The following is a 26,468-nucleotide window of genomic DNA, read 5'->3' as shown; positions in this document are numbered from 1 at the left end:
ATAATATATACTCTTTAAATTTATAATTGGTAATTATTATATCTAAATATTTATAAAAAGAGAAAACTATAGGTGAATAAATTTAAAATTTACTGTGAAAAAAATTTTAGATTAAGTGAACATTTATTAAAGATTAACGATTATTCCATAGTTTATATATGTGAATAAAGTGAAATAAACTAAAGTGAAAAGTTGAAAACTTAAAATTATATGTGATGAATAAAAGGTGAATAAGTAGTGAAAATATTAGGAATAGATCCAGGAACTAGAAATTGTGGATATGCAATAATTGAAAAAAATGCAAGGGATATTAAACTTTTAGAAGCAGGGTTAATAAAAATAAAAACTAAAATTTTACAAGAACAAATTGTGGAGATGACAGAAGGTCTTGATATGATATTTAAAAAGTTTTCTATTGATGAGGTTGCTATTGAAGATATGTTTTATGCATATAATCCAAAAACAGTTATAAAACTTGCTCAATTTAGAGGAGCAATATCTTTAAAAGTTCTTTTAGAATTTGGAAATTTTAGTGAATATACACCTTTGCAAGTAAAGCAGGCTGTAACAGGAAATGGAAAAGCACAAAAAGAACAAGTAGCATTTATGGTAAAAAGACTTTTAGGTATAAAAAAAGAGATAAAACCTCTTGATATTACAGATGCAATTGCAATTGCATTAACCCACGCACAAAGATTAAATTAATAAATTAACTTAAAAAGATTTTGAAATTTTTTATAAATTTAATTATAATTCGCCTTTAAATAAGATTTAGGAATATATTATGAAAAGAATAGGAATATTATCATCACATAATGGAAGTGGTTTTGAATATATACAAAAAGCATGTGAGGATAAGATTTTAGATGCTCAGGTAGTTGTGGTTATTTCAAATAATACTAGTGCAAAAGTTTTACAAAAAGCAAGTTTATATAATATTCCAAATTTTATTGTAAATAGTAAAACATATGAAAATCAAGATTTAGATTTAGTTATTACAAACTTATTAAAAGAGTTTAAATGTGATTATATTTTTTTATCAGGATATATGAAAAAAATAGAAAAAAATTTAATATCTGAATTTAAAAACAAAATAATAAATACCCATCCAGCACTTTTACCAAAATTTGGTGGGCAAGGAATGTATGGCAGATATGTTCATGAAGCAGTAATTAAAGCAAAAGAAAAATTTTCAGGTGTTACTATTCATTTTGTAGATGAAAATTATGATGAAGGTGAGTATATTTTACAAAAATCTTTAGAATTATCTAATGATGAAACAGTTGAATCTTTAGAAAATAAAATTAAAAACTTAGAAAAAGAAGCAATTTTAGAGGCTTTAAAAAAATTATTTAATTAATCTTACAAAATAATATTATTTTTTATAATTTAAATTTAAAAATTTTATAAAATAATTATTACAAAAATACACAAAATACTATATAATTGGTAATTAACTTAAAGTAATTTAAAACTAAAGAACTATATAATTTTTATAATTAAATTATTTTTAGATTTTAATATATAAAAACATGTAGGGAAGAATATGTTAGATTTAAGTTTTTTATCAAACTTATCTATTTTATATGTTGAAGATCATCAATCTACTCAAGAGGAACTAGGAAGAATTTTTAAAACATTTTTTAAAAATGTATTTATAGCTTCAAATGGAGAAGAAGGATTACAACTCTTTAATAATAAAAAAGATGAAATAGATATTATTATTAGTGATATAAATATGCCAAATCTTTCTGGTATAGAGATGTTAAAGCAAATAAGAATAGATAATAAAGATATTCCTGTAATATTTGCAACTGCTTATTCTGAATCAAAATTTTTACTTGATGCTATTAAACTTAATACTGCTGCATATATTCTTAAGCCTTATGATGTGGAAGATATGATATTAAAAATTCAACAAATTACAAAAGATGTTGAAAACTCAAAACTTGTAAAACTTCAACAAGTAGAACTTGAACAATATATTAGTGTAATTGATAAAGTTGCTATTATTTCAAGAACTAATAAAAAAGGGGTTATTACTTTTGTAAATCAAAGATTTTGTGAAACTTCAGGTTATACAAAAGATGAACTTTTAGGAGAAGCTCATAATATTGTAAGACATCCAGAGATGCCAAGTCAAATTTTTCAAACCTTATGGGATGAAATTAAAGTTGGAAAAATGTGGCAAGGAAAGGTTAAAAATAGGGCTAAAAATGGGGAACCATATTATGTTAATGCTACAATAATTCCAAGATTTAATGCCAAAAATGAAATAGTTGAATATATAGGTATTAGATTTTTAATAACTGATGATGAAAATGAAAAAAGAAAGTTTAAAAAAAATATTTTAAGTAGTATAAAAGAGTCAAAACAAAAAGAGACTTTATATCTATCTGAAATAAAAAAACTTGAATCTAATATAAAAACTTTAGAAAAAGCTGTTTTATTTAGAAATGAAGCTTATGAAAATGAAAAAGAGAAAAGTTCAAAACAATATTCTCAACTATTATATTATGAAAAAGAGATAAAAAACTTAAATAATAATATGGAAAAAACAAGAAAAGAGAGTTATGACAAACTTTTTGAATTGGTAAATAAATTAAAAAAATTTAAAATAATTAATGATGATTTAAAAAAGAAAAATGATAAATTAAGTTTAGAGATGAATTTAAGAAGGGATGAATTTGTTAAATTAAATGATCAAGTTCGTGAGCAATCTAAGATAATTTCTAATTTAAAAGAAGTAATTGAGCATAGGGAACATCAGTTGGAAAGAACTAAAAAATTATAGTTTTGGAAGATGCCATTTTCTATAAAAAGCTAAAAGCCTTAGACTTACACCAAAAATAAAAACAATTGTTAATGTAAAGATATTTATAATATTAAATAAATGCAAAATATATATTATAAGTCCTACTATCATTGCTACTGTTGCATAAAATTCAGAAACAAGTATAAAAGGAACTTTATTAATTAATATATCTCTTGTAGTTCCCCCTCCCACAGCTGTTAAAAAAGCTAAGATTAAAACCCCTAAAAAGTTAAAATCATTTTCTATGGCAATTAGTGAACCAGTAATAGCAAAAGAAGCTAATCCTATAGCATCAGAAACAATAAAAGTAGTTTTCCCTTCAAGATTGTTAATAGTATGTAATTTTAAAATATAAGATAATAAAACAGTAGCAATTACAAGCATTATAGGAGTTGTATCAGTAAATACATATGGAATTTTATTTGAAATTACATCTCTTATCATCCCTCCACCAAGAGCAGTTAAAAATGAAGAGATAAAAACTCCTAAAATATCTAGTTTATAGTGAACAGCAATTAAAAAACCACTAAGTGCAAAAGAGATAATACCTATAATATCAGCGATTTCTAATGCACTCATTTAACACCTTTAAATTTTTAAAAATTATACAAAAAATGCACTTAACTATTTAAGCAAATTATAAAGTGAATCTTATTGTTTTTATATTTATATAAAAGATTAAAATTATGTTTTTTTAAAACTTTTTGAACAATACTAAGTCCTAGCCCAAAGCCATCCCTTTGAGAAAGTTCTTGAGTAAAAGGTTTTAAATAATATTCTAAATCTTTACTTAACTCTTTTGCACTATTAATTATATATATTTTTTTATCTTTTACTTTAATTTCTATTGGATAATTAGTGGCATATTTTATTGCATTATCTATTAAATTTTTAAGTGCCATTGAAAGATAATGTAAATCTGCATTTATTTTAAAGTTATCTTCTATATTTATATAAATTAGATTTTCATCTTCAATATAGAGTTTATTTAATGCTTGAATAATTAAAGTTTCCATATCAAAAGTGGATAATTCTAACTCTTTAGAGTTTAATTTTTCCAGTTCAATTAGTTCATTTGTAAGTGATTCTAAATCTTTAAATATTTTTTTTAAAAGTTCTTTTTGTGAAAAATTTTCAATTTTTTCAATGGCAAACTTTCCTTTTGCTATAGGAGTTCTTAATTCATGTCCTATATCTTTTAAAAGTTCTTGTCTAGTTTTAATTAACTCTTCTAAAGATGAAGCCATTTTATTAAAAGCACTACTTAGTTGTCCTATTTCATCTTTTGATTTTATATTTAATCTTCTAGATAAATCTCCATTTGCAAATTTTGTTATTTCTAAACTTATATTTTTTAAAGGTGTTAATAATTTAATTAAATATAAAAAAATCAATATTAAAACAAATATATCTAAAAAAACTAAACCATTTAAAATCATCTTATCTTTTAAATTTTCTTCATCTTGTGTTTTTAAAATATATTTTTCATCTAAATAATTTATTTCTAAAATAAACTCATCTTCAAAACTTTTTTTTTCAATAGAAATATATCCAAAAGTAAACTCTTTATAAAAAAAGATTTCATTATTTTTTGGTTTAGTTTTTAAGCTTTTTAAGTGATGCTTTTCTAAAATTTTATCTATTTTTATTTTATTATCAAAGTTTTCTAAAATTTCATTTGCAACTTTTACATATTTTTCTTTTATTAGATTATCTACTCTTTTTGAATTAATATTATCTGTCCATATACCAATAATACTCATTAATGTTAAGCTAATAAAAAATAAAATAGAAATCTTTTTTAGAATTGACATTTTAACCTACTAATTTATATCCAATTCCCCAAATAGATTTTATATATTTAGGAAATTTAGAATCATCACCAATTTTTTGTCTTATATTTGAAATATGCATATCAATAGTTCTATTTTTTGTATCCTCATTTAAAGAAGTTGCATTGATTATTTGCTGTCTTGAAGAGACTTTATTTAAATTTTCACATAAAAATAAAAATATTTCATACTCTATTTTTGTTAAATCAATAGGGTAGTCTTCTAAATATACTTCTTTATTTATTTTATCAATAGTAAAATCAGAAATTTTATGAATATTATTAAAGGTTTTTTTTAAAATATATTCTATTCTTAATACAAGTTCTCTTGGTTCATAAGGTTTTGCTAAATAATCATCAGCTCCAAGTTCAAATCCATGTATTTTATTTCCTATATCTGCCCTTGCTGAAGAGATAACAATAGGAGTATTACAGATTTTTTTAATTTGTTTAAATAAATCAAAACCATCCATTTCAGGAAGCATTAAATCAAGGATTATTATAGAAAAATTTTTCTCTTTTAAAATTTTTAAGGCCTCTTTGGGGTGGGAAACTGCTGTGCAGTCAAGATTATAATCTTTTAGATATTCAACAATTAATTTTTGCATTTGAATATCATCTTCAATTAGTAAGACTTTTTTATTCAACTTTCCACTCCTGTAAATATAAAGAAAACTTTTCTCTTTGTTCTTTAGTTAATATTTTATGTATTTTTTTTAGGGTTTTAACTTCAAGTTCAATTGCTTCTTCTTCTATATCTTCTGCTATATCTTCATATTTTTCTTCATCAAAATAATCTTGCTTTATTAGTTCTTGTAGTTTTTTTTCTTCTTTTTGCTTATATATATAAAATTTTTCATATCTTTTTTTATGGGAAATTAAAATCTCTTTTAATTTTTCTTGTTGAATTTTATCAAGCATTAAAAAATCTAAATTTTTATATATATGATTAGCCTCTTTTGCAAATAAAGTAAGACTACATAGAGCTAAAACTACTAATATCTTTAATATTTTCATCTTCTATTAAACCTTTTTCTATATCACTATGGCAAGCTTTGCAGTTTGCTTTACTTTTAACTAAACTATTTAAAAATATCTCTTTTTTTATATTTTTATGTTTTTCTTTCCAATAAATAGTATTAGTTATAGCTATTATATCTTTATTTTTTAAAGAATCCAAAATCATAACACTTGCTTCTTTTGTAGAAGTTTCGGCACTATTTTTTTCCAAAAACTCTAAAATTATATTATTAGTATTTAAATCAATAGAAGCATCATCTCCAAAATGATTTTCTAAATCATTCATTAAAATATTCCAAGAGTTTTTAGGCAAAAGAAATGGTGGGATAAAGAGTATGACATGAAGCACACTCTTCTACAAAAAATTCATTTTGTACTTTATAATCAATAGGTTTATTAATAGAAGCAACTAACATATTTTTAGGATTTAATAAATTAAAAACTAAAAAAGCTATTAAAAGTATAAACATAAGGCCTGCAAAAAGTTTTTGAAAAATATTTAGTTTTATACTTTTATCTTCTTTACTATTTTTATATCCTGTAAAAATTGATTTTAAAGTCTCAACTTCTTTATGTAAAAATTTATCAACTACTATACCAATTAGGTGAAGAACAATTAAAAAGATAAAGAAGTTTGCAAAAAATTCATGGATATTATCCATACTTTTCATATTTTTAAAATATGTTTCATTTAAAAATCCTAATATACCTTTTCCTTCTTGAATTCCATATGTTAAAACACCTGTAAGAATGATAAGAAAAGTACAAACTAACATAATAATCATTATATATGAAGCTGCTGGATTATGTCCAATATATTTTGATTCTTTACTAAAAATAGTTGAAGAATACTGTTTAATCTCACTAGTTGGAAAATCTTTAAATTTTGAATATTTAGGTCCAAAAACTCCCCATAAAATTCTAAATGCTAATAAAATTAATAAAGCATAACCAACTATTGCGTGATAATTTAATAAATGATCATCATCAGTTAAAAAAGCTACTAAAATTCCAACTACAAAAAGCCAGTGAAAGGCTCTTGTTGGAAGTGACCAAATATAAGATTTATTCATTTTAATCCTCCCATTTTCCATAATTTGGAATATTTACATCATCATCATTGAAAATTGCTTTTTTTGCACTTTTATGGCAAGCTGTACAGTTAAAAAGTCCTTTTACTTCTTTTTGAGTAATTAAATCTTTTCTTATTTTTTTATGCTTTTTATGAATATATGGTGTTTTTGAAATAGCAATATAAACTTCATCTTTTGCAATACTTTTTACTATTTTTCTACTTCTTTTATAATTCATATTTTTTTCAGCACTATTATCATTTAGAAATTTTGATAAAGTTTGAAAAGTTTGTTCATCAACAGAGGCATCATCTCCAAAATGATTATCTAAACCAGACATTAGTTTTTCCCAAGAGTTCTGAGGCAATAGTCCAGGAAAATATGCAAAGTGACAAGAGCCACACTCATTAGTATATATTTCATTTGTAACTAAGGGAACATCTTTTTTTAAACCACTACTAAATAAAGCTATATTTATAAATATTAATAAAATTAAAGGTTTCATTTTTATCCTTATTTACTTAAAATATAAACTAGAACATCACCTTTTTCTTGTGCTGTACCAACTCTATTATATACATCATTAAAGTTTCTTTTTAACCACTTTTGAACTTTTTTTACATCTGTTAATCTTGAAGGATTTGCTTTAGTTGATAAAGGTTCTATTTTTTTTGCTGTAAAGAAGTTCTCACTAGTTTTTGTTAAATCTATACCATGGCAAGAAGTACAAGCTATTTCTTTACCTTTTTTACCAATATGTTTAGAAGTAAATATCTCTTCACCTCTTTTTACATTAAACTCTTTAAAGTTTGGATTTTCTTTAGTAGCTTCTTGTTTTAAAGTATTTAAATATTCATCTAAATTCGTACTCCAAGAAAGAGTAATTAAAGTAAATATTAAAAGTAAACTTTTCATCTTATTCCTTTATATTTCAAGTTATTTTGAAAGTATAAAGGAATAGTTTAAATTTTTTATGTAAAGTTTCTTGACAATTTCTTTACATTTTAAAAAATAGAAAGTTCAGTTAAAGTAGTAAAAAGCTCTAAGGCTTTTGTTCCTGTATGAGAGTTTCCTTTTTCATTTAGTCTTGGAGAATATACGCAAATAGCCATTTTTTTTGGAACAATAGCTACAATTCCTCCTCCCACACCACTTTTACCTGGTAATCCCACATGAAAAGCAAAATCTCCTGAAGCATCATAATGTCCACAAGTTAGCATTAAAGCATTTACTCTTTTTGCTTTTGGTGCAGTAATAAACTCTTTATTTGTAAGAGGGTCAACCCCATGGTTTGCTAAAAATAGCATTGCTGTGGCTAACTCTTCGCAACTCATCATAAGTGAGCAGTGTTTAAAATAAGTTTCTAAAGTATCTTTTATAGGGTTATTTATATTTTTAAAACTTTTCATTAAACTAGCAAGGGCTTGGTTTCTATATCCAGATTCTAATTCAGATTTAAAAATCTCTTCATTATAAAAAATCTCTTTTTTACATAAGCTATTTATAAAATGATTAATTTCATTAAAAGTAATATTTTTATTTTTATAGTAAGATAGTAAGCTATCTGTTGTAACAATAGCACCTGCATTTATAAATGGATTTCTAGGAATTCCTTTTTCATATTCAAGTTGAACTAGGGAGTTAAAAGGATTTCCAGAAGGTTCATACCAAACTCTTTTATATAAATCTTTTCCATAAAGTTTTAAAGCCATAGCAAAAGTAAAAACTTTAGAGATACTTTGAATAGAAAACTTTTTATCAAAACAACCTATATTATAACTTGTTCCATCAAGAAGTTTTATGCTCATTGCAAAATCATCAGCTTGAACATTTTTTAGTGCAGGAATATAGCTAGCAACTTCACCTTTTGGTAATTCGCTTTGTATTTGTATTTGTATTTCTTCTAAAATTTTTTGATAATTCATACTAATCCTTGTTTATATTAGAGGTATTATACCTCTAATAAACTAAGATTATTTTTTGATTAAATATCTAATTGTAGGACCGCTACTATCCACTTCTAAAACTTCATATCCATGGTTTTTTGCATCAGCAGGGATATTATTAATACTTTGTGGACAATCACTAATAATCTCTAAAATTTCACCTTTTTTTAACTCTTTCATAGCCTCTAAAGCATTTACTGCTGGATAAGGACAAGGTTCCCCTTGCATATCAAGTCTAAAATCAGGAATAATCTCTTTCATTTTCAATCCTTATTTATTTTTTGATTTATTTAAATATCTTTTTTCTAAAACTAGAACTAATATAAATAAAATTAGTAATAATCCATAGTTTAAGAATAATCCACCATAATTTCCAAATGATTCAAGTAAGTTGATTTTTGGCCAACTTGTAGCTAAACTTAATGATAAATCATCCCATACAAAAGCTAATAGTGTAGCTCCAATTACATTTCCAATACCAACTATCCAAAAATGTACTTGACCTTCAACAGCTCTATACATCCATCCACATTCACAACCACCAGCTAATACTATTCCAAAACCAAATAATATTCCACCAATAATTGTATTAGGTCCAGCCCACATAATTTTAGGAGGTTGTCCCATCATAATATATGAAAATACTCCAAGAGTTGCCACAGCCATACCAATAACAATAGCTTTTGCTAATTGGCTTCTACCTGTTGTAAAAATATCTCTAAATGCAGAAGTAAAACAAATTTGAGCTTTTGCAATTGCAAGACCAAAGGCACTTCCAAAAAGCATTGCCATTCCAAGTTTTGTACTTCCTTGAATAAAAATTAAAAATATTGCCCATATAATTATTGCTAAAAATGCAAATGTTCCCAATGTAAAAAAGTTTTTAACTTTTTTTGTATCAGTTTCTAAAGTTTTAGCACAAGAAACTTTTTTTAATTTTATTTTTGATTGGAAAAAAGGAAGAAGAGAAAATTTAGCTCCTAAATATACTCCAACAATCATTGCAAGAGTAAACATCCAAGCATGAAATGAAAATTGTGGAATACCAGTAAAGAAACTAGCTAAGTTACAACCCATACCAAGTCTTGCCCCAAAACCTGCAATAATACCACCGATTAAAGCTTGAAAGATTCTAATATTACTTACTGGCATTCTAAGTTTTACATTATTTCCCCAAAATGCTGCTGCAATACATCCTGCAAACATACCAATAATCATAACCCCATCAACCCTTGTAAAGATATTTCCATTCATATTCATAATTTTATAATATCCCCAAGTAGATAAGTCTACACCAAATGCTTCTAATACATGTCCACCCCATCTTGTAAATTCACCAGTAACAGCCCAATATGTACCAGTAAGTCCAAAATAGTAAGCAGATAAAACTCCAAGTGCAATTACAGCAGGGATTGGAGCCCAAAATTTAACTAAAAAATCTCTTTTGAAATTTTGCCAAAAGCTCATAATAGTTACTCCTAAGAGTTAAAAAAGTAGATAATTTTGAAAGTATTTTCAAAATATTTTAGGACAGAACTTGAATAAAAGTAGATCAAGATGTCAATTTGTACCACAAATCTTGAAGGAATATTATCAAAAATAACTTTAGAATGTATTAAAATGGTAAAATTTTATTTACCAAAGTCTTAGTTAAATAAAACTAGAACCCAAGTAATAGAACAAATACTTATACTTAAAAAGACAATTGCACTTCCCACATCTTTTGCTTTTTTTGCCATTTGATGATATTCTAAGGTTACTAAATCAACAGTTCTTTCAATAGCACTATTTATTATTTCTGCTAAAAGTACACCACTAAAAGTAATAAACATTAGAAGTTTATTTGTAAAAGAAGTATCAATATAAAAAATTATAGGTATAAGAATAAATGCACAAAATAGTTCTATTTTAAAAGAAGTTTCAGTTTTTACTAAATCTTTTAATCCTTCTATTGCATAAGAACTATTTTTAAAAAAGTTATATTTTGGTTGGTTTCTCATTTATTCTTCCTTCCTAATTTCAAATAAAATATCTTGTTCTTTTTTATAAACATCTGTTGTTACTTCAAACATACCAAGTAAAGTATGAAATAAATTATCTTGAGAAAAAGGTTTATCTTTTAATTCATTTAGTTTTTTAGTATCTAATTCTTCTTTCATACTCTCTCCAAACCACATTAAAGAAGCCACATGCGTTTGTGTATCAGGAGCCATAAAATATGGCATTCCATGTAAATAAATCCCATTTTCTCCTAAGCTTTCCCCATGGTCACTCATATAAATCATAGCTGTTTCATACTTTTTTGAATAAGGTTTTAGAAAATTAATTACCTTTGATAAAAAAGCATCTGTATGCAAAATAGCATTGTCATATGCATTGTTAATTTCTTCTTTTGTGCATTTTTCTAGTTGATTTGTTTTACAAATAGGAGTAAACTTTTCATACTCTTTAGGGTATCTTTTATAATATGCAGGACCATGATTTCCCATTTGATGAAGAACAATTAATATATCATTTTTTCCACTTTCTTTTATAAAATTATCAAGTCCCACAAGCATTCCTTCATCTCTACACTCACCATCTTTTTCACAAATAGTATTTGTTTTAGAACTTCTAAAATCCTCATATTTTACTCTAAGTGCTACACCTTTTGAATCAGAATTATTATCTCTCCATAAAATATTTACTTGTTTTGTATGTTTTAATATATCTAAAACATTTTCATTTGAAATACCTTTTTTATAGCTATAATTATCTCTATTAAATTTAGAAAACATACAAGGAACGGAGTGTGCTGTTGAAGTTCCACAAGAAGACATTTTTGAAAAGTTATAAATCTCTTCTTTTTTTAAAAGAGGGTTTGTTTCTCTTTCATACCCATTTAAAGAAAATCTATCTGCTCTTGTAGCTTCTCCTACAACCATAATTACTAACTCTTTTTTCTCTTCAATAGGTTCTTTTATATTTGCATCTTTGCCCACTTCTTTTAAAACAATTTTTCCATTGTAAATAGTTCTTTTTGCATAATTTACCACACTAAACATCCAAAAAGTAGGATTTGCATAATATCTTAATGTTTTATGCTCTCTAAAAAATGAAGTATAAAATTTACTGAAACTAAATAGGTTTATTAAAATAATTAATAAAAGTAAAAAAAGAATTTTTATTTTTTTAATACTTTCTTGTTTAAAAGTACCATATGAAAGTTTTATTTTATAAATTAAAATACTTGGAATTATTCCTAAAAATAAAACATATAAAATAAGTTGAAAACTAAATAAATCCATAGACTCTTCAAGATTTGTTTGCAAAGAGTTTCTAATCATACTATGATCAATTATAACATTATAAGTGTCCATAAAGTAAGCCGTAAAAGAAGAGACAACTAAAACTAAAATAATAAAAGGTTTAAAAATATATTTAGAGCTTAATAAACTTAAAACAAATGAAATAAATGCAAAAAGTGTAATAATTATACTAATAGTATAGGCTATATTTATCCCAGTGAAATTATAAGTTATAAAAAAATTTTTAAAAAAAGAAAAATTATAAAAAAGAGTAAAAAGTAGGGAGATATATAAGATTATTTTATATGAAGAGGATTTCATATTTTTCCTTTATTGATTTTAGAAATTATAATCTCTAAGTGTCAATATTTGATTAATAAAGGATTAATATAAAATTAACAGTTTCAATTATCTTGAAAACTATCTCTTATTTTTAAAAACTCTTCTAAATGTTCAAAAAATATATCTACTAATTTTGGATCAAAATGTTTACCTTTTTCCTCTTTAAAAAGTTTAAATATTTTTTCATCTTCCCAAGCTTTTTTATAGCATCTATTACTTCCAAGTGCATCAAAAACATCTGCAAGGGCTGTTATTCTTCCATAAATATGAATCTGATCTTCTTTTAAACCTTTTGGATAACCTGTTCCATCCCATTTTTCATGATGTTGTAAAGAGACAATGGCTGCTGCTTTTAAAAGAGGTCTATTTGAATGTTTAAGCATATCGTAACCTAATTTTGCATGGGTATTCATAATTTGTCTTTCTTCTTCATCAAATCTTCCAGGCTTATTTAAAATGGAGTCAGGAATAGCTACTTTTCCTATATCATGCATAGGGCTTGCTTGTTTTAAAAGTTCTGCTTCTTTTAAAGAAAGTCCAGAATATAAAGCTAGAAGTTTAGAATACTCAGCAACTCTTTTTACATGGTTTCCTGTCTCCTTACTTCTACTTTCTCCAATAGCACCCATAGTAAATACAACTTCTTTTTGTGTATCTTCAATCTCTTTATTTAATTTTTTTATGGTTTTTAAACCCTCTTGAACTTTTTGTTCAATTTCATCAAAAGTAAAAGAAACATTTCGATTAACTTTAAAAGATAAGTAGATAATTAAAACAATAGTTAAAAGAAGTAAAGTAATAATAAAAGAGTAGCTTTTTTTACTAAAATCTGAAGATAACTTTTCTATTTCATGTTCAATTTTAAAGTTTAAATTTTTATTTTCTTTTACAATTTTAGTAATATTATCTTGTAAAAGTTTTTCTTGATTTTCTAGTTTTTTTAGTTCTAAAACATAAGTTGAGATAATTTTTACAATATTTCTATACTCTTTGATTTCTTTATTTGAATATTTTTTTTCTAAAGAATAGATTTTTTTAAGTAAAAGTTCTAGGTGGGCTTTTTCTTTATGTTGAAAAAATACCTCTTTACTATAATATTTAATATCAGAAAAGTCTTTTAAAATAGTAAAATCTTTTGTTTGTAAAATTTGCTTTTCTATTTGTTTTCTTAAGATACTCTCTTTGGGATAAGCTTGTAAAAATAGACTATTTAATTCTATTTTTCTTTTTTGTATTTCAAAAATTTTTTCAAAATTTTCTTCAATATTCTTTTCAGATTTTGAAAGTAATAGTAAGTGCTTTAAAACTTTAGGGTGTTTATGTATATCTTTAATTAGAAAGTCTAAAAAATCATCTTTATCTTTTACTAAAAGTAGCTCTTTTATTTTTTCAAACTTTATTTCATAAGTTAAAAATTCATCTTTTATCTCTTGTAGCTCTTTAAGATTTTGAGTATCAATTATATCTTTTACTAAAAAATTCATATTTTCTTGCATAAATACAAGTTTTGAAATCTCTTTTTTTGAAATTTGATTCTCTTTTAATTTTTCCAAAACAATACTATTTACTAAAAAAATAGATAAAATTAAAATAATAATAATTAAAAAGTTTAGTTTTACAACTTTTTTAATATTCATTATTTTCCTTTTTAAATACAAAATATACTTTTGTTCCTATATTTTCTTGGCTTTCAAGTTTTATTTTACCTTGATGAAGTTTTACTATTTTTTCAACAATAGCCATCCCAAGTCCTGTTCCACCTGATTCTTTATTTCTACTTTTATCTGTTCTATAAAATTTTTCAAAAATTTTTTCTTGTTCTTCTTTACAAATGCCAATACCTTTATCTTCAATACAAATAATATAATTATATTCATCACTATAATTTCTTATAATAACTTCGCTATTTTCGTAACTAAAAGAAATTGCATTTTTAAGTATATTTTTAATAGCTATTTTTAGTAGTTTATGATGACCTTTTATTTGCATAGCTTCATCTATTTGGCATAAAAGTTTTATATTTTTTAATTTTGCAAAAGATTGCATCTCTTTAAAGGCTTCTAAACTAACCTCATCAAGATAAAGTTCATCTTTTCTTTGTTCAATAACTTCATGCTCTTTTCTTGCTAAAAAAAGTAAATCATCTATGGTTTGTTGTATTACTATAACTTCATCTAAACAGTTTTCTAAACTTTTTTTATATTCACAAACTTCTCTATCTTTTCTTAAAGCTATCTCTATTTCTCCTCTAATAATTGTAAGGGGAGTTTTAAGTTCATGGGAAGCATCACTACTAAATTGAGAGATTTTATTAAAAGAGATTTCAAGTCTATATAAAAGATTATTTATCTCTTTTGCTAAAAGGTCTATTTCATCATTTTTATTTTTAAAAGGAAGTCTTTTAGATAAATCACTTGCATTTATACTTTTTAAATTTGCTAAAAGTTTTTCTATGGGAGAAAAAGATTTGTAAATTAAAAAATATCCTCCAATTATAGAAAAAATCAAAATAATAGGAACAATAAATAAAAGAATATATATAAGATTTTCTAAAGTAGAATTTATAGTTGTAAAATCAGTTGCTACTTCTATAACATAGTCTTTATTATTTATATCAAACTTTATTCTACTAATAATATAATCTTTTTGATATTCAAAAACTATATTGTTAGATTTTAATAATTTAAGTTTAGCTATTTTACTTTTTATCTCATTTGGAAAAGTTGTACTTTTAATTACTAAAAAATCATTTTGTAGTTCTAAAAGCCTAATATATAAAGGTTCAAACTTATACTCTTTTTCTTCATCAAATACTCTATTTGTAAGTTCATTTTTATGCTCAATTACATCATCAACCACATCAAGTAATATTACTTTTAAAGTAGCTTCCACTTTATCTTTAGAAGAGATTTCTAAAGTTTTATATAAAGAGATTGAAAAAAGAAATAAAATTACTATTTGAATAAAAATATTATATATTAAAAGCTTTTTTTTGATTGATATATTATTCATCACTTATTTTAAATCCTAACCCTCTAATAGTTTTTATAAGTTTTTTTTCATAGGGTTTATCTATTTTATTTCTAAGTCTATAAATATATACATTTACAATATTACTAATATTCATATCATCCATATTGCTTAAGGCACTACTTATTACACTTTCTGATAATACTCTATCTTTATTTTTTATTAGATATTCTAAAAAAGCAAACTCTTTTGCTGTTAGATTGATAATATCTCCTGCTCTTTTTGCAGTTTTTGAAAGTAAATCAAGTTCTAAATCTGAGATTTTAAGTGTTGTTTGGTTTGAGTTTTTTGTTCTTAGTTGTACTCTAATTCTAGCTAGAAGTTCACTAAATGAAAAAGGTTTTGCTAAATAATCATTTGCACCTATATCCAAACCTTTTATTTTATCTTCAATAGTATCTTTTGCTGTTAGCATAATTATTGGAGTATTAATATTATTTTGTCTTAAAGTTTTACACACTTCTATACCATTTTTAATTGGAAGCATAATATCAAGTAAAATTAAATCATATTCATTTACACTTGCAAGATATATACCTTCATCTCCATTTAAAGAATAATCAATAACATATGACTCTTCTTCTAAACCTTTTTTTAGAAAGTTTATAATTTTTTCATCATCTTCTATAATTAGTATTTTCATAAAAACCTCTAATTTTTTAATTAGATAATAATTATATTACAAAAATATGAATTTTAGATGAATACTATTTATATACTAATTTAAGTAAAGTAATTTCATTATTTGCTTTATATCTAAAATCTATCCCCCAAGTACCTAATCCTCTATTTACATAAATACAAGTTTGCTGTTTATAAAAGGTTCCTGCTAAAAAAGGTTGTACTAATTTTACAAAATAATGAAAGGGAAAAATCTGTCCTCCATGGGTATGTCCACATAAAAATAATTTTGTATTTGAATTTATAGCAAAAGTATAATCTTTTGGTTGATGAGCTAATAAAATAGAAATAGGATTAGCTTTTAAAAAGTTAGTAATTTTTTTTTCTTCTCTTTTTATTTTAAAAAATTTAGAGAATCTATCACTTAATCCTGCAATGGCAATTTGTCTATTTTTATAAGTAAAAAAAGTAGTAGTATTATCCAAAAAAGTAAAGTTATTTAAACTTTGTTTTAAAGGCTCTATTCCATAAAATAAATCATGGTTACCACTTATATAATATACCTTTTCTAAAGAGTTTAAAAGTTCTAGTTGAGGTTTTATCTCTTTTACTTTACAATCAATAATATCTCCTGTTAAAGCAATGAAATCATAGGCTATGTTTTTACATATATTTATTAATTGTTTTATTTCACAAAGAGTTGTTTTTTTATTTATATGTAAATCACTTAGGTGAAGGATTTGCAAATTATGCAAAGCCTCACTTTTTACTTCTAAAATTTTTGTAGTTGCAATTGGAAGTTTCATTTAAAAAACTTTTGCTAAATCATCTTTAGTAATAAATTTTATACTTTTTATTACACCATTTTCTAATTTATATAAAGTTGAGTTACCCTCTTTGGCAATAAATCTTTTATCATTTTCATCATAAATTAGTAAAATCTCATGTTTATAACTTCTCATTTTAGGAAGAGCAAACATTTTTGTAACAAACATAGGCATACCAGAGATATTTGCAATAAAAACTGCATTATGTTTTTGTAAGAAATCTGGTTGTTTTTCATTTAAAAACTCATTTATTTCTTTTCCTGTATCTTTTTCAAATGAGACAATAATAGTTTGAATATTATTTGTTATAGTTCTTTTTTCATCAAATTGATTAGCTAAAGAGAAGTTTTGTATCTTAGTATTTAAGGTAAACTCTTGAGCATAAGTACAAACTAAAAGAGTTATTAATAATAAAAACTTTTTCACCTTTTATCCTTTAATATAATCTAAATTATATTTAATATCAATTCTATCTCTTACTGTTAAAAATAGAAGTTTTGGCGGTTTTAATTCAAATGAAGTAAGATTTATAGAAAAATCTCCATTTAAAATAATATGGTTATTCTCTTCTAAAATATTAGCTTTTGACATAATTACTTGTTTTACTCCATTTAAAGTTAGAACCCCTTGTATTTCATAAAACTCTTCTATTTTTGTTAAAGAAGTAATTTCAAAAGAGATTTGAGGATGTAATGTAGTATTTAATAACTCATACATATGTTCATCTCTTTTTTCATTATTGCTATGTAAGCTTAGAGTATTTATTTTTATTACTCCTTTTAAAGAATCAATCTTTTCTTTAATTGATAAAGTTGATTGTATATTTTCTGAAAAAGGGTTAATATTACTATCCCCAAAAATTTCCGTATGTGCTTCTATTTTTCCTGTAGAAAAATTTAAACTTTGAGCATTTGCAAAAACTGCAAGTAATGCAACTAAAATTAATTTATACATGGTATCTCCTTTTTTTGTTGTGTTATTAAAATCTTAATTAAGCAAATTAGAAAAATAATTGGAACATATAAAATTAGATTTTCTAAAGCTACAAATAATCCAGCCCCTGAAGCGGCCCAACCTATAAAAATCATATAAATTGCTAAAGTTTTTAAATCTTTTTTTACAATAGTTTGAAGAATTATCACATTGTAAAAAGAGATTACAAATGGATAAACAATAGATAAGATCAATCCCTCTTGTAAAAAATAAAATAAATAAGAAAGAGCAAATAAAGTTAAAATTAATAACTCTTTTTGATTTTTTTCCATTTTTAAATAAAAAGCACTAGCAACACCAATTAAATGAAAAGTAATTATTTCTAAAGTAAAGCCATCTCTCCAAATAGAAGTATTTAAATCCCTTGAAAGTGTTTCAAATAAAGTAGAATCTAAAAATATCCATAAAACCATTATAAAAAGGGAAAAATTAGAACTGTTTTTAGTTAAATCTTTATGTTCTTTTATATTTAAAAATAGTGAACAAACTAAAGAAATAAGAGTAAAAACAATTGCAATATTTGTTCTTTTTGAAGCTTCATATGTAAACATAAATGTTCCTAAAGCATATGAGATAGCTAAAGCAAACCCAAGTTGAATATTTGAGGCTTTTTTTAACTCATTTATAAGTAAAGGTGCAAGTGCTCCAACACTAATTCCAAGAATAAATAAAAGTAAAGTATTTAAATTTGGATAAAACATACTAACACCTAACTGAATTGTTAAAAAAGCTAATATTTTATTTTTTGTTGAAGTCTTAATATAATAACTTAAAACTGACCCAATAACTCCACCTATAGGAAGAGGAGCAATTATAAAAATATTTGAAGAAAAATGTTCAACAATTCCTGTTTGTGCTATAAGCAAATAATAACATAACTCAAAAGCTATAAAAAATATTAGGGCTAATTTTTGCATAATTGCTCCTTTTTATATAAAGTAAGTAGATAAAAAATAACCATTGAAATATCAAAAAGAGATATTACTAAAGCAACAACTCCTAATGTATGAGACATATACAAAGCAAAAAAAACTGAACTTATAAAAACTCTTATTAAAACAGTAAGTTTTGTAAGTATTAATTCATACTCTTTGTATTTAAAAGCTAAAAAATGAATAAGCCCTGTAATACTTACAAAAGCAAAAACTATATATTCGTATTTACCCTCAAAACTAAAATCTAATATTGGATATAAAAAACTTGCAAGTAAGATTAAAAATACTCCTCCAAAACCATCATTTAACACTCCAAATAGATTATATTTTTCCATAGTTGTAAAATTAAATTTAAAATTTACAAAAGCTATTAGTGAAAGAAAAGTAAAAATTCCAAAAATAGTTCTAGCAACCCAAAGGTTTTGTGTTGAGCCATTAATCATCCCTGCTTGAATAAACCCACTAATACTTAAAACTATAAAAATACCAAGAAGACCAAATAAATATAATATATAAAAGTTGATTTTTTGAAGTTGTTTTATATATTGAACAAACATAGCAATAACCATAAAAAATACGCCAATTCCCATAGCCACATGAGCATGAGCAACCACTAAATCATTTCTATGAAATACCCATCTAAGTTCAGGAATAAATAAAATATTTCCCTCAATATCCACAAATAAAAAAGCAAGAATAGAGATTAAAAGAGCTAACTTTGGGTATTTATCAATGTTTGAGTCTTTATACCATCTATATAATAAAGGAATATAAAGTAAAGTTAGATATTGAAAAAACCACTCTTGGTTATATGATAAAGAACCTATAAAGCTTCTATGTAAAACTGATAAGATATAAAAAGCTAAAGGAATCATCCAAAAAATATTCCATCTAGCTTTAAATTCTTCTTTGTTTAATAGTTTAATAATTAAGTAATATATAGGAATTAAAGCAAAACTCATACCTAAAGTATTATCTCCATGGGGACCACTAATTGTACTTTCAACTTGTCCAATAGTTGGGTTCATTAAGATTAAAAGAGTAAAAGGAGCAAGAGTAACTATATAAAGTGATACTTTAACCCAAGTTGGTTTTACTTTATATTGTTTAATATATTTATATAAAGCAATAATATAAAATAAACCTGCAAAAGCTAAAATAAAATTTAGTTCATAAGGAAAGTCATAAAAAGCTAAGCCTCTTGTATTCCCAAATAATAAGCAACTTATCATAAAAATTAAAAAGATATACCAAAAAATTGTATATAAGTTTAGATAAAAAAGTCCATCTTTTATACTTCCTACTTCTTTATTTATAAGTAAAAAAGGAAGATATGAAAGCATTAAAGGTACAAACCCATAAAGCATAAGAGAGATATGTAAACTTCTTATATTTACTGGATTTAAAGTTGTAGAATCAATAAATACTCCCAATAGATTAATAGAGTATAAAATCCCAAAAAATAATCCCAAAAATAAAAATATAATAGAAATTTTAAACTGTTTTTCTATAAATGTATTAAAGTTGTCCATCTTTTACCTTTATATTAATATCTGCAAAAGCCGCTAAAGCTTTATCATGAGTAGCAACTACAATAGTTACACCTTTTTGTGATAGTTTTTTAAAAATATTAAATACATTTAAAGAGTTTTTTGAATCCAAATTTCCTGTGGGTTCATCTGCAAAGATTACTTTTGGATTATTAATTAAAGCTCTTGCAATTGCAACTCTTTGTCTTTGTCCTCCTGAAATTTCATTTGGATATGAATTAATTAAATCTTCAATTTTTAAAGTTGCCAATAGGTTTTTAATTTCTTCTTTAGTTGCACTGTCTTTTGCAAGATTGATATTTTCTTTTACTGTTAAATAATTTATCAAATAGTGAAACTGAAAAATAAAACCAATATTTTTTTGTCTAAATTCATCTATATTTTTAATATTTTCATAATTTATTCCTTCAAAAAAAGCTTCCCCACTTGTGGGTTTTAATAAAGTAGAAAGAATAGATAAAAGTGTTGTTTTACCACTTCCACTCTCCCCTGTAATTGCCACAAATGAACCTTTTTTAATTTCAAGGTTTATATTTTTTAAAGCAAATTCTTTATCATATTTATGAGAGATATTTTTTAAATTTATCATATTTTATTTCCTTGAATTAAAATAATTGGATCAGTTTTTGAAGCATTTAGTGCTGGAATAATTGAACCTAATATAGCTATTAAAATAGAAGTAATAAAAATAAAAAATGCAATATTTAGTGAAATCTCTCCATTTACATATCCATATAAAAGTGAGCTGTTTTTTATAAAATATAAGGCAATATTTGAAATAAATAAGGCAATAAAAAAACTAATAACTGCTAAAATCAAACTCTCATTTATAATTTGTATTAGAATTTTTTTCATAGGAACCCCAATAGCTCTTTTAATTCCAAATTCACTTTTTCTTTGATTTATAGTAATACTTAAAATTGAAGCAATAGTTAGTAATCCCATACAAAAAGAGATAAAAGAAATTACATTTGATGAGGTTTTAATTATTTTAAATTGATTATAATTATCCACAAAACTTGTTGTAGATTTTGCTTCAATATTTCTATCTAGTTGATTGATTTTATCACTTAATTTAGATATATTTGTGTCAATTTTACAATTTACCATTATCATAGAAGCACTTTTATTGAAAATAGAACTTGCATCTTCAATATTTAATACAACTCCTCCATTTTCAAATCCAATAGAACTTTGAAAAACCCCTGACACTTTAAATTTTTTATTTGCAATTAATACTTCATTTTTATTTTTTAAACTATCAAAAATAGATTTTCCAAGTAAAACTTCTTGTTTTAAAGGATATTTACCTTTTATTAATTTATAGTTTTCAAACCTATTTGTAGTAACTCCATAAACAGCAACTATAGGTAACTCTTCCACAATAGTTGCACCCACAATTAAGCCTGAAGCTTTTGTAACTTCTTTAAAGTTATTTAATTTTTCAATTAAGTTTATATCTATATTTGAAAAAAATGTATCTGATATTTTTCTTTGAGTGATAATTATATCTCCATCACTTTTTAGCATTGTAGAGTACATAGAAATAACACCATTTGAAATAGAAGTAATTAAAAATATTGATGTTATAGAAAAAATCAGACTTAAAACAATAAGAGATGTCTTAAGTTTATTGGCTTTTAAAGCCTTTATTGCATTTGACATTCTACTCCTTTTTAAATTGTTAATGAAAATTTATCAAGAAAGAATGAAAACAGAATGAATGAAATATGAATTTTTATTCATCTTCAATTAATTTAATTACACTTGCCTTAATTTAAGCAAATATTTAGTATAATCGCGAAAAATTAACTTAAAGAGAGTAAATGAGAGATATTAGAAATATTGCCGTAATTGCGCACGTTGACCATGGTAAAACGACGCTGGTAGATGAATTATTAAAACAATCTGGAACTTTTTCTTCACACCAAGAAGTAGATGAAAGAGTAATGGATAGCAATGACATTGAAAAAGAAAGAGGAATTACAATTCTTTCTAAAAATACTGCTATTGATTATGAAGGTGTAAGAATTAACATTATTGACACTCCGGGACACGCCGATTTTGGTGGAGAAGTTGAGAGGGTTTTAAAGATGGTTGATTCTGTACTACTTCTTGTAGATGCTCAAGAGGGAGTTATGCCTCAAACTAAATTCGTTGTAAAAAAAGCTTTATCACTTGGGCATAGACCAATTGTTGTTGTAAATAAAATTGATAAACCTGCTGGTGAACCAGATAGAGTTGTTGATGAAGTATTTGACCTTTTTGCACAAATGGATGCAACAGATGAGCAACTTGAATTCCCAGTAATTTATGCAGCTGCAAGAGATGGTTATGCAATTCATAATTTAGATGATGAAAAGAAAGATTTAAAGCCTTTATTTGAAACTATCTTAACAGAAGTTCCAAAACCAAATGGAAGTGAAGAAAATGGTTTACAGCTTCAAGTATTTACTCTTGATTATGATAACTTCATTGGTAAGATTGGAATTGCAAGAATTTTTAATGGTACTATCTCTCAAGGTGAAACTGTTTTATTATGTAAAGCAGATGGTGAAAAAGTTAAAGGTAGAGTAACTAAACTAATTGGATTTAAAGGTTTAGAAAGAATTGAACTTAAATCAGCAGGTGCAGGGGATATTGTAGCTGTTGCAGGATTTGAAACTATTGATGTTGGGGATTCTTTATGTGACCCAAGTAACCCAATGCCATTAGACCCTATGCATATTGAAGAGCCAACTTTATCTGTTACATTTGCAGTAAATGATTCTCCATTAGCAGGAACTGAAGGTAAATTTGTAACTTCAAATAAAATTGATGAAAGATTAAAAGCTGAGATGAACACTAATATTGCTATGAGTTATGAGCAAATTGGTGAAGGTAAATTTAAAGTAAACGGAAGAGGTGAACTTCAAATTACTATTTTAGCTGAAAATATGAGAAGAGAAGGTTTTGAGTTTTCTATTGGAAGACCAGAAGTTATTACAAGAATTGAAAATGGCGTAGTTTATGAACCATTTGAACATTTAGTAATTGATACTCCAGATGAGTATTCTGGAACAATTATTGAAAAACTTGGAAGAAAAAAAGCAAATATGACAAATATGGTTCCAATGGGATCTGGATTTACAAGATTAGAGTTTGAAATTCCTGCAAGGGGACTTATTGGAATTAGAACAGAGTTTTTAACTGATACAAAAGGTGAGGGTGTTATGAACCACTCATTCTTAGAGTTTAGACCATACTCAGGAACAGTTGAAACAAGAAAAAATGGGGCACTTGTATCTATGGAAAATGGAGAAGCTTTAGGTTACTCAATTTTCAACCTACAAGAAAGAGGGATTATGTATATAAAACCTCAAGATAAAGTTTATGTAGGAATGGTAATTGGTGAGCATGCAAAATCAAATGATTTAGATGTTAATCCAATTAAAGGAAAAGCATTAACAAACGTAAGGGCATCAGGTTCTGATGATGCTATTAAACTTATCCCTCCAAGAGTTATGAGTTTAGAAAATGCGTTAGAGTGGATTGAAGAGGATGAACTTGTTGAAGTTACTCCAAAAAGTGTAAGAATTAGGAAAAGAGAACTTGATCCAACGGCAAGAAAAAGAACAGCTAAAAAGGCTAAATTCGCTGATTAATTAATATTAGTTAAGCCTTTTTGATTAAAAGACAAAAGGCTTTAGAACTTTATAAAGGGAAGGGCTTTTGATCTTCCCTTTTTTTATACCTAAAAATCAAGGAACTAAATGTTTTTATTTTTAAAAAAAATAATATAAATATATAGGAGAAATTGATTGTTTCTCCTATGAAAGGAAGAAACAATGAATAATATAAATAAAAAAGATTATTTAATAGTATTTACAATTTATATTGTAACTATTATTACAAGTTTTATTGTTATTACTTAGCACTCTAAAATAAAAAGTGCTAAAAAAATATAAAAAATTAGCAAATACTCTTGACAAGTGCTAAAAATATTTGTTATAATTTCATTAACTTGATAAGAAAACTATCAAGTATTCTAAATTAAGGAGAAAAAGATGTTAGTTACAAGATTTGATCCCTTTAAAGATTTAGCAGAATTTGAAAAAAGATTTTATAACAAAGTTTCACAAAATGAAGGTGTAAGTGGGTTTGTTCCTTCTGTAAATACTAGAGAAGGAGAATTTGCTTATCATATTGATGTGGATTTACCTGGAGTAAAAAAAGAGAATATTAAAGTAGATGTACATAAAGATATATTAACAATTTCAGGTGAAAGAAAAATAAAAGAAGAGATAAAAGAAGAAGATTATTATAAAGTTGAAACTTCATTTGGTAAATTTACAAGAAGTTTTACACTTCCTGAAAATGCCGATATTGAAAATATTGATGCAAACTATGAAGATGGAGTTTTAGAAGTTGTGATTCCAAAATTAGCAGAGGAAAAACATAAAAAAATCATTCAAATTAAGTAAGGAGGAGTATGGAAATTTTAAAAAATATAAAAAAACAATTTAATTCATATAAAAAAGATTACTTAATATTAGCAAGCATTTATGGCAAAATTTTTGGTATAAGTGCCTTATATATTTTAAATAAATAAATAACTAGCACCTATTTTTTGAGTTTTAAGTGGAGGAGTATTCCTCTACTTAAAGATTTTTAAAACTTTATTTTTTATGGAAGATAGCCCTAGTTTTATTCCCCCATATTTCATAACTTTTGCAGTTTTTTTCCATTGAGTTTTTTCATAGCAAGGATTTGGACAGTTTCTACATCTAGGTTTAATTTCATGCACGCAAGTTTGAAGTTTTTCTATTGAGTACCTAATATCTTTTAAACACTCATTACATAAATGTAAATCCAGCTCAAAATATTTTTCTTTATATAAGATTATCTCTTTTATATCTTCTTGTTCTTTATGTTTATCTTCACAATAAATTTTATAAAATTTTTTTAAAGTATTAATTTCATTTTCAAATTTTTCCACAGTCATAATAAAACTTTTTTTATTTTATTTTATTATAACTGTTAAAAAAAACAATGATTGAAATCAATTACTTATTAAATTTATATAAGTTATCTCAGAACTTGCACCTAATCTCATAGGAGGACCCCAAAATCCAGTTCCTTTATTTACATATACTTGAGTAGTATCATTATGTTGATAAAGTCCACTAATATATGGCTGTTGAAGCTTTACTAAAAGGTTAAAAGGCATTATTTGTCCTCCATGAGTATGCCCACAAAGTATTAAATCAATATTTGATGTTGAAGGAATTTCTTCAATAAATTTTGGTTGATGAGCCAATAAAATAGTAGGAAAATCTTCTGTATTTTCTAAAGCCTTTTTTATATCTGGTTTATATTCTCCATATCTTTCTCCAAATCTATCATAAACTCCAGCTAAATAAAAACCACTATTTTCTTTTCCAATATAGATATTTTCATTTTCTAATACTTTTATATTTAAACTTTTCATTGTTTCTATAATATTTTCAATACCATGAAAATATTCATGATTTCCCACTATAAAATATGTTCCATAAGTAGATTTTAGATTTTCTAGTTCTTCTAATGCAGCTTTTGCATACTTTAAATTAGTATCAACTAAATCGCCTGTTATTACTACTACATCAGCTTTTAAAAGATTTATTTTTTTTACAAGAGAAGCAATAAATTCTTTATCAACCAAACCACCAATATGTACATCACTAATTTGAACTAAGCTATATGACTCTTTTAAATTTTTTATTTTAATTTTTACTTCTTCTATTTGTATATGTCTTGCATTATACATAGCTTTTGCATTAATTGAAGTAGCTGCAAGAAGAGCAGTTATATCTAAAGATTTTTTAAAAAACTCTCTTCTTTTAATATCTTTTGAAGAGTGATTGATAAGATATTTTAAAATATCATAAATAACTGATGTAGAGAAGAGTAAAAAAATTATTCCAATAGGAACACTTAATAAAAAATATATTTCATTGGGAATAATTGGGTATCTTCTAAATACTAGATAACCCAATACCCCCAAAAGATTTAAAACTAAAAAATAATTTAAATATTTTTTATATTTTGGCTTTAAATCAAGCTTATTTATAAATCTTTTTGAAATATATAAACATAATAAAGAAAAAATAATTAGAAAAATTGTTCCAAATAGTAAAACTCTCATAGGATAATTATATAAAAAATAGTTGAGTTAAA

Annotated in this window: 30 protein-coding genes; 5 read left to right on the top strand and 25 right to left on the bottom strand. The window is 24.7% G+C overall.

Annotated elements, in window-relative coordinates; all coding sequences use genetic code 11:
- Positions 1–237: 237 nt before the first annotated feature.
- The 3 genes from ruvC to AMYT_RS13865 all read left to right on the top strand — a co-directional run bounded on the left by ruvC (position 238) and on the right by AMYT_RS13865 (position 2,794).
- Positions 238–705 carry a crossover junction endodeoxyribonuclease RuvC gene (ruvC, locus tag AMYT_RS13875; protein ID WP_114843114.1) on the top strand — a complete coding sequence of 156 codons (468 nt, stop codon included), beginning with the start codon at positions 238–240 and terminating at the stop codon, positions 703–705.
- Between the two features lie 79 nt (positions 706–784).
- Positions 785–1,360, top strand: a complete 576-nt coding sequence (gene purN / locus AMYT_RS13870; protein WP_114843113.1) for a phosphoribosylglycinamide formyltransferase — start codon at positions 785–787, stop codon at positions 1,358–1,360.
- A 186-nt stretch (positions 1,361–1,546) separates the two neighbouring features.
- Positions 1,547–2,794: a response regulator gene (locus AMYT_RS13865; RefSeq protein WP_114843112.1), complete on the top strand. Its 1,248-nt coding sequence runs from the start codon at positions 1,547–1,549 to the stop codon at positions 2,792–2,794.
- Here AMYT_RS13865 and AMYT_RS13860 read toward each other — a convergent pair.
- The 23 genes from AMYT_RS13860 to AMYT_RS13750 form a co-directional block, all read right to left on the bottom strand.
- Positions 2,789–3,394: a trimeric intracellular cation channel family protein gene (locus AMYT_RS13860; protein ID WP_114843111.1), complete on the bottom strand. Its 606-nt coding sequence runs from the start codon at positions 3,392–3,394 to the stop codon at positions 2,789–2,791. The genes AMYT_RS13865 and AMYT_RS13860 overlap by 6 nt on opposite strands.
- A gap of 41 nt (positions 3,395–3,435) precedes the next feature.
- Entirely contained in the window at positions 3,436–4,629 is a 1,194-nt protein-coding gene (locus tag AMYT_RS13855; RefSeq protein ID WP_114843110.1) for an ArsS family sensor histidine kinase, read from the bottom strand.
- Position 4,630: 1 nt separating this feature from the next.
- Positions 4,631–5,293 carry a response regulator transcription factor gene (locus AMYT_RS13850; protein ID WP_114843109.1) on the bottom strand — a complete coding sequence of 221 codons (663 nt, stop codon included), beginning with the start codon at positions 5,291–5,293 and terminating at the stop codon, positions 4,631–4,633.
- On the bottom strand, positions 5,286–5,663 hold the full coding sequence (locus tag AMYT_RS13845; protein ID WP_114843108.1) for a hypothetical protein: 378 nt from the start codon (positions 5,661–5,663) through the stop codon (positions 5,286–5,288). Before AMYT_RS13845 ends, AMYT_RS13850 begins: the two co-directional genes overlap by 8 nt.
- Positions 5,623–5,952 (bottom strand): cytochrome C, encoded by a 330-nt coding sequence (locus AMYT_RS13840; protein WP_114843107.1) that lies wholly within the window; start codon positions 5,950–5,952, stop codon positions 5,623–5,625. The genes AMYT_RS13845 and AMYT_RS13840 overlap by 41 nt, the downstream gene beginning before the upstream one ends.
- Before the next feature lie 19 nt (positions 5,953–5,971).
- Positions 5,972–6,739: a cytochrome b/b6 domain-containing protein gene (locus AMYT_RS13835; RefSeq protein WP_114843106.1), complete on the bottom strand. Its 768-nt coding sequence runs from the start codon at positions 6,737–6,739 to the stop codon at positions 5,972–5,974.
- A 1-nt stretch (position 6,740) separates the two neighbouring features.
- Entirely contained in the window at positions 6,741–7,244 is a 504-nt protein-coding gene (locus AMYT_RS13830) for a diheme cytochrome c (RefSeq protein WP_114843105.1), read from the bottom strand.
- An 8-nt stretch (positions 7,245–7,252) separates the two neighbouring features.
- Positions 7,253–7,654, bottom strand: a complete 402-nt coding sequence (locus tag AMYT_RS13825) for a DUF1924 domain-containing protein (protein WP_114843104.1) — start codon at positions 7,652–7,654, stop codon at positions 7,253–7,255.
- An 89-nt stretch (positions 7,655–7,743) separates the two neighbouring features.
- Positions 7,744–8,664, bottom strand: coding sequence for a glutaminase (locus AMYT_RS13820; protein ID WP_114843103.1), 921 nt, complete (start codon positions 8,662–8,664; stop codon positions 7,744–7,746).
- A gap of 48 nt (positions 8,665–8,712) precedes the next feature.
- Positions 8,713–8,946, bottom strand: a complete 234-nt coding sequence (gene yedF, locus AMYT_RS13815) for a sulfurtransferase-like selenium metabolism protein YedF (protein ID WP_114843102.1) — start codon at positions 8,944–8,946, stop codon at positions 8,713–8,715.
- A 9-nt stretch (positions 8,947–8,955) separates the two neighbouring features.
- Positions 8,956–10,152, bottom strand: coding sequence for a selenium metabolism membrane protein YedE/FdhT (yedE, locus tag AMYT_RS13810; protein ID WP_114843101.1), 1,197 nt, complete (start codon positions 10,150–10,152; stop codon positions 8,956–8,958).
- 179 nt (positions 10,153–10,331) lie between these two features.
- Positions 10,332–10,685, bottom strand: coding sequence for a diacylglycerol kinase (locus AMYT_RS13805; protein WP_114843100.1), 354 nt, complete (start codon positions 10,683–10,685; stop codon positions 10,332–10,334).
- Positions 10,686–12,293, bottom strand: coding sequence for a phosphoethanolamine transferase (locus AMYT_RS13800; protein ID WP_114843099.1), 1,608 nt, complete (start codon positions 12,291–12,293; stop codon positions 10,686–10,688). It lies immediately after the preceding gene.
- An 83-nt stretch (positions 12,294–12,376) separates the two neighbouring features.
- The gene (locus AMYT_RS15260; protein ID WP_114843098.1) at positions 12,377–13,951 is read right to left on the bottom strand and encodes an HD-GYP domain-containing protein; all 1,575 of its coding nucleotides are present in this window, start codon (positions 13,949–13,951) and stop codon (positions 12,377–12,379) included.
- The gene (locus tag AMYT_RS13790) at positions 13,941–15,326 is read right to left on the bottom strand and encodes a sensor histidine kinase (RefSeq protein WP_228197868.1); all 1,386 of its coding nucleotides are present in this window, start codon (positions 15,324–15,326) and stop codon (positions 13,941–13,943) included. Before AMYT_RS13790 ends, AMYT_RS15260 begins: the two co-directional genes overlap by 11 nt.
- Positions 15,319–15,987 carry a response regulator gene (locus AMYT_RS13785; RefSeq protein ID WP_114843096.1) on the bottom strand — a complete coding sequence of 223 codons (669 nt, stop codon included), beginning with the start codon at positions 15,985–15,987 and terminating at the stop codon, positions 15,319–15,321. Before AMYT_RS13785 ends, AMYT_RS13790 begins: the two co-directional genes overlap by 8 nt.
- Before the next feature lie 64 nt (positions 15,988–16,051).
- Complete coding sequence (locus tag AMYT_RS13780; protein ID WP_114843095.1) at positions 16,052–16,771, bottom strand: metallophosphoesterase; 720 nt, start codon at positions 16,769–16,771, stop codon at positions 16,052–16,054.
- On the bottom strand, positions 16,772–17,218 hold the full coding sequence (locus AMYT_RS13775; protein WP_114843094.1) for a hypothetical protein: 447 nt from the start codon (positions 17,216–17,218) through the stop codon (positions 16,772–16,774).
- Between the two features lie 3 nt (positions 17,219–17,221).
- Positions 17,222–17,746 (bottom strand): YceI family protein, encoded by a 525-nt coding sequence (locus tag AMYT_RS13770; protein ID WP_114843093.1) that lies wholly within the window; start codon positions 17,744–17,746, stop codon positions 17,222–17,224.
- Positions 17,734–18,702, bottom strand: coding sequence for a hypothetical protein (locus tag AMYT_RS13765; protein ID WP_114843092.1), 969 nt, complete (start codon positions 18,700–18,702; stop codon positions 17,734–17,736). Before AMYT_RS13765 ends, AMYT_RS13770 begins: the two co-directional genes overlap by 13 nt.
- The gene (locus AMYT_RS13760) at positions 18,690–20,252 is read right to left on the bottom strand and encodes a cbb3-type cytochrome c oxidase subunit I (RefSeq protein ID WP_114843091.1); all 1,563 of its coding nucleotides are present in this window, start codon (positions 20,250–20,252) and stop codon (positions 18,690–18,692) included. Before AMYT_RS13760 ends, AMYT_RS13765 begins: the two co-directional genes overlap by 13 nt.
- A complete protein-coding gene (locus tag AMYT_RS13755; protein ID WP_114843090.1) occupies positions 20,239–20,859 on the bottom strand; it encodes an ABC transporter ATP-binding protein in 621 nt (206 codons plus the stop codon). The genes AMYT_RS13760 and AMYT_RS13755 overlap by 14 nt, the downstream gene beginning before the upstream one ends.
- Complete coding sequence (locus AMYT_RS13750) at positions 20,856–21,935, bottom strand: ABC transporter permease (protein ID WP_114843089.1); 1,080 nt, start codon at positions 21,933–21,935, stop codon at positions 20,856–20,858. The genes AMYT_RS13755 and AMYT_RS13750 overlap by 4 nt, the downstream gene beginning before the upstream one ends.
- 161 nt (positions 21,936–22,096) lie before the next feature.
- Here AMYT_RS13750 and typA point away from each other — a divergent pair, with 161 nt between their 5' ends.
- Together typA and AMYT_RS13740 are read left to right on the top strand one after the other, a co-directional pair.
- Positions 22,097–23,914, top strand: coding sequence for a translational GTPase TypA (typA, locus tag AMYT_RS13745; RefSeq protein ID WP_114843088.1), 1,818 nt, complete (start codon positions 22,097–22,099; stop codon positions 23,912–23,914).
- Between the two features lie 402 nt (positions 23,915–24,316).
- Positions 24,317–24,733 carry an Hsp20/alpha crystallin family protein gene (locus AMYT_RS13740; protein WP_114843087.1) on the top strand — a complete coding sequence of 139 codons (417 nt, stop codon included), beginning with the start codon at positions 24,317–24,319 and terminating at the stop codon, positions 24,731–24,733.
- 173 nt (positions 24,734–24,906) lie between these two features.
- On the opposite strand, the gene AMYT_RS13735 is transcribed toward AMYT_RS13740, so the two are convergent.
- Positions 24,907–25,254, bottom strand: a complete 348-nt coding sequence (locus AMYT_RS13735) for a nitrous oxide-stimulated promoter family protein (protein WP_114843086.1) — start codon at positions 25,252–25,254, stop codon at positions 24,907–24,909.
- A 57-nt stretch (positions 25,255–25,311) separates the two neighbouring features.
- Complete coding sequence (locus AMYT_RS13730; RefSeq protein ID WP_114843085.1) at positions 25,312–26,436, bottom strand: metallophosphoesterase; 1,125 nt, start codon at positions 26,434–26,436, stop codon at positions 25,312–25,314.
- Positions 26,437–26,468 lie beyond the last annotated feature (32 nt).

This window comes from Malaciobacter mytili LMG 24559 (assembly GCF_003346775.1).
GTDB lineage: Bacteria > Campylobacterota > Campylobacteria > Campylobacterales > Arcobacteraceae > Malaciobacter > Malaciobacter mytili.
The sequence above is the reverse complement of the archived record's forward strand: the minus strand, read 5'-3'. Positions and strand labels throughout refer to the sequence as shown.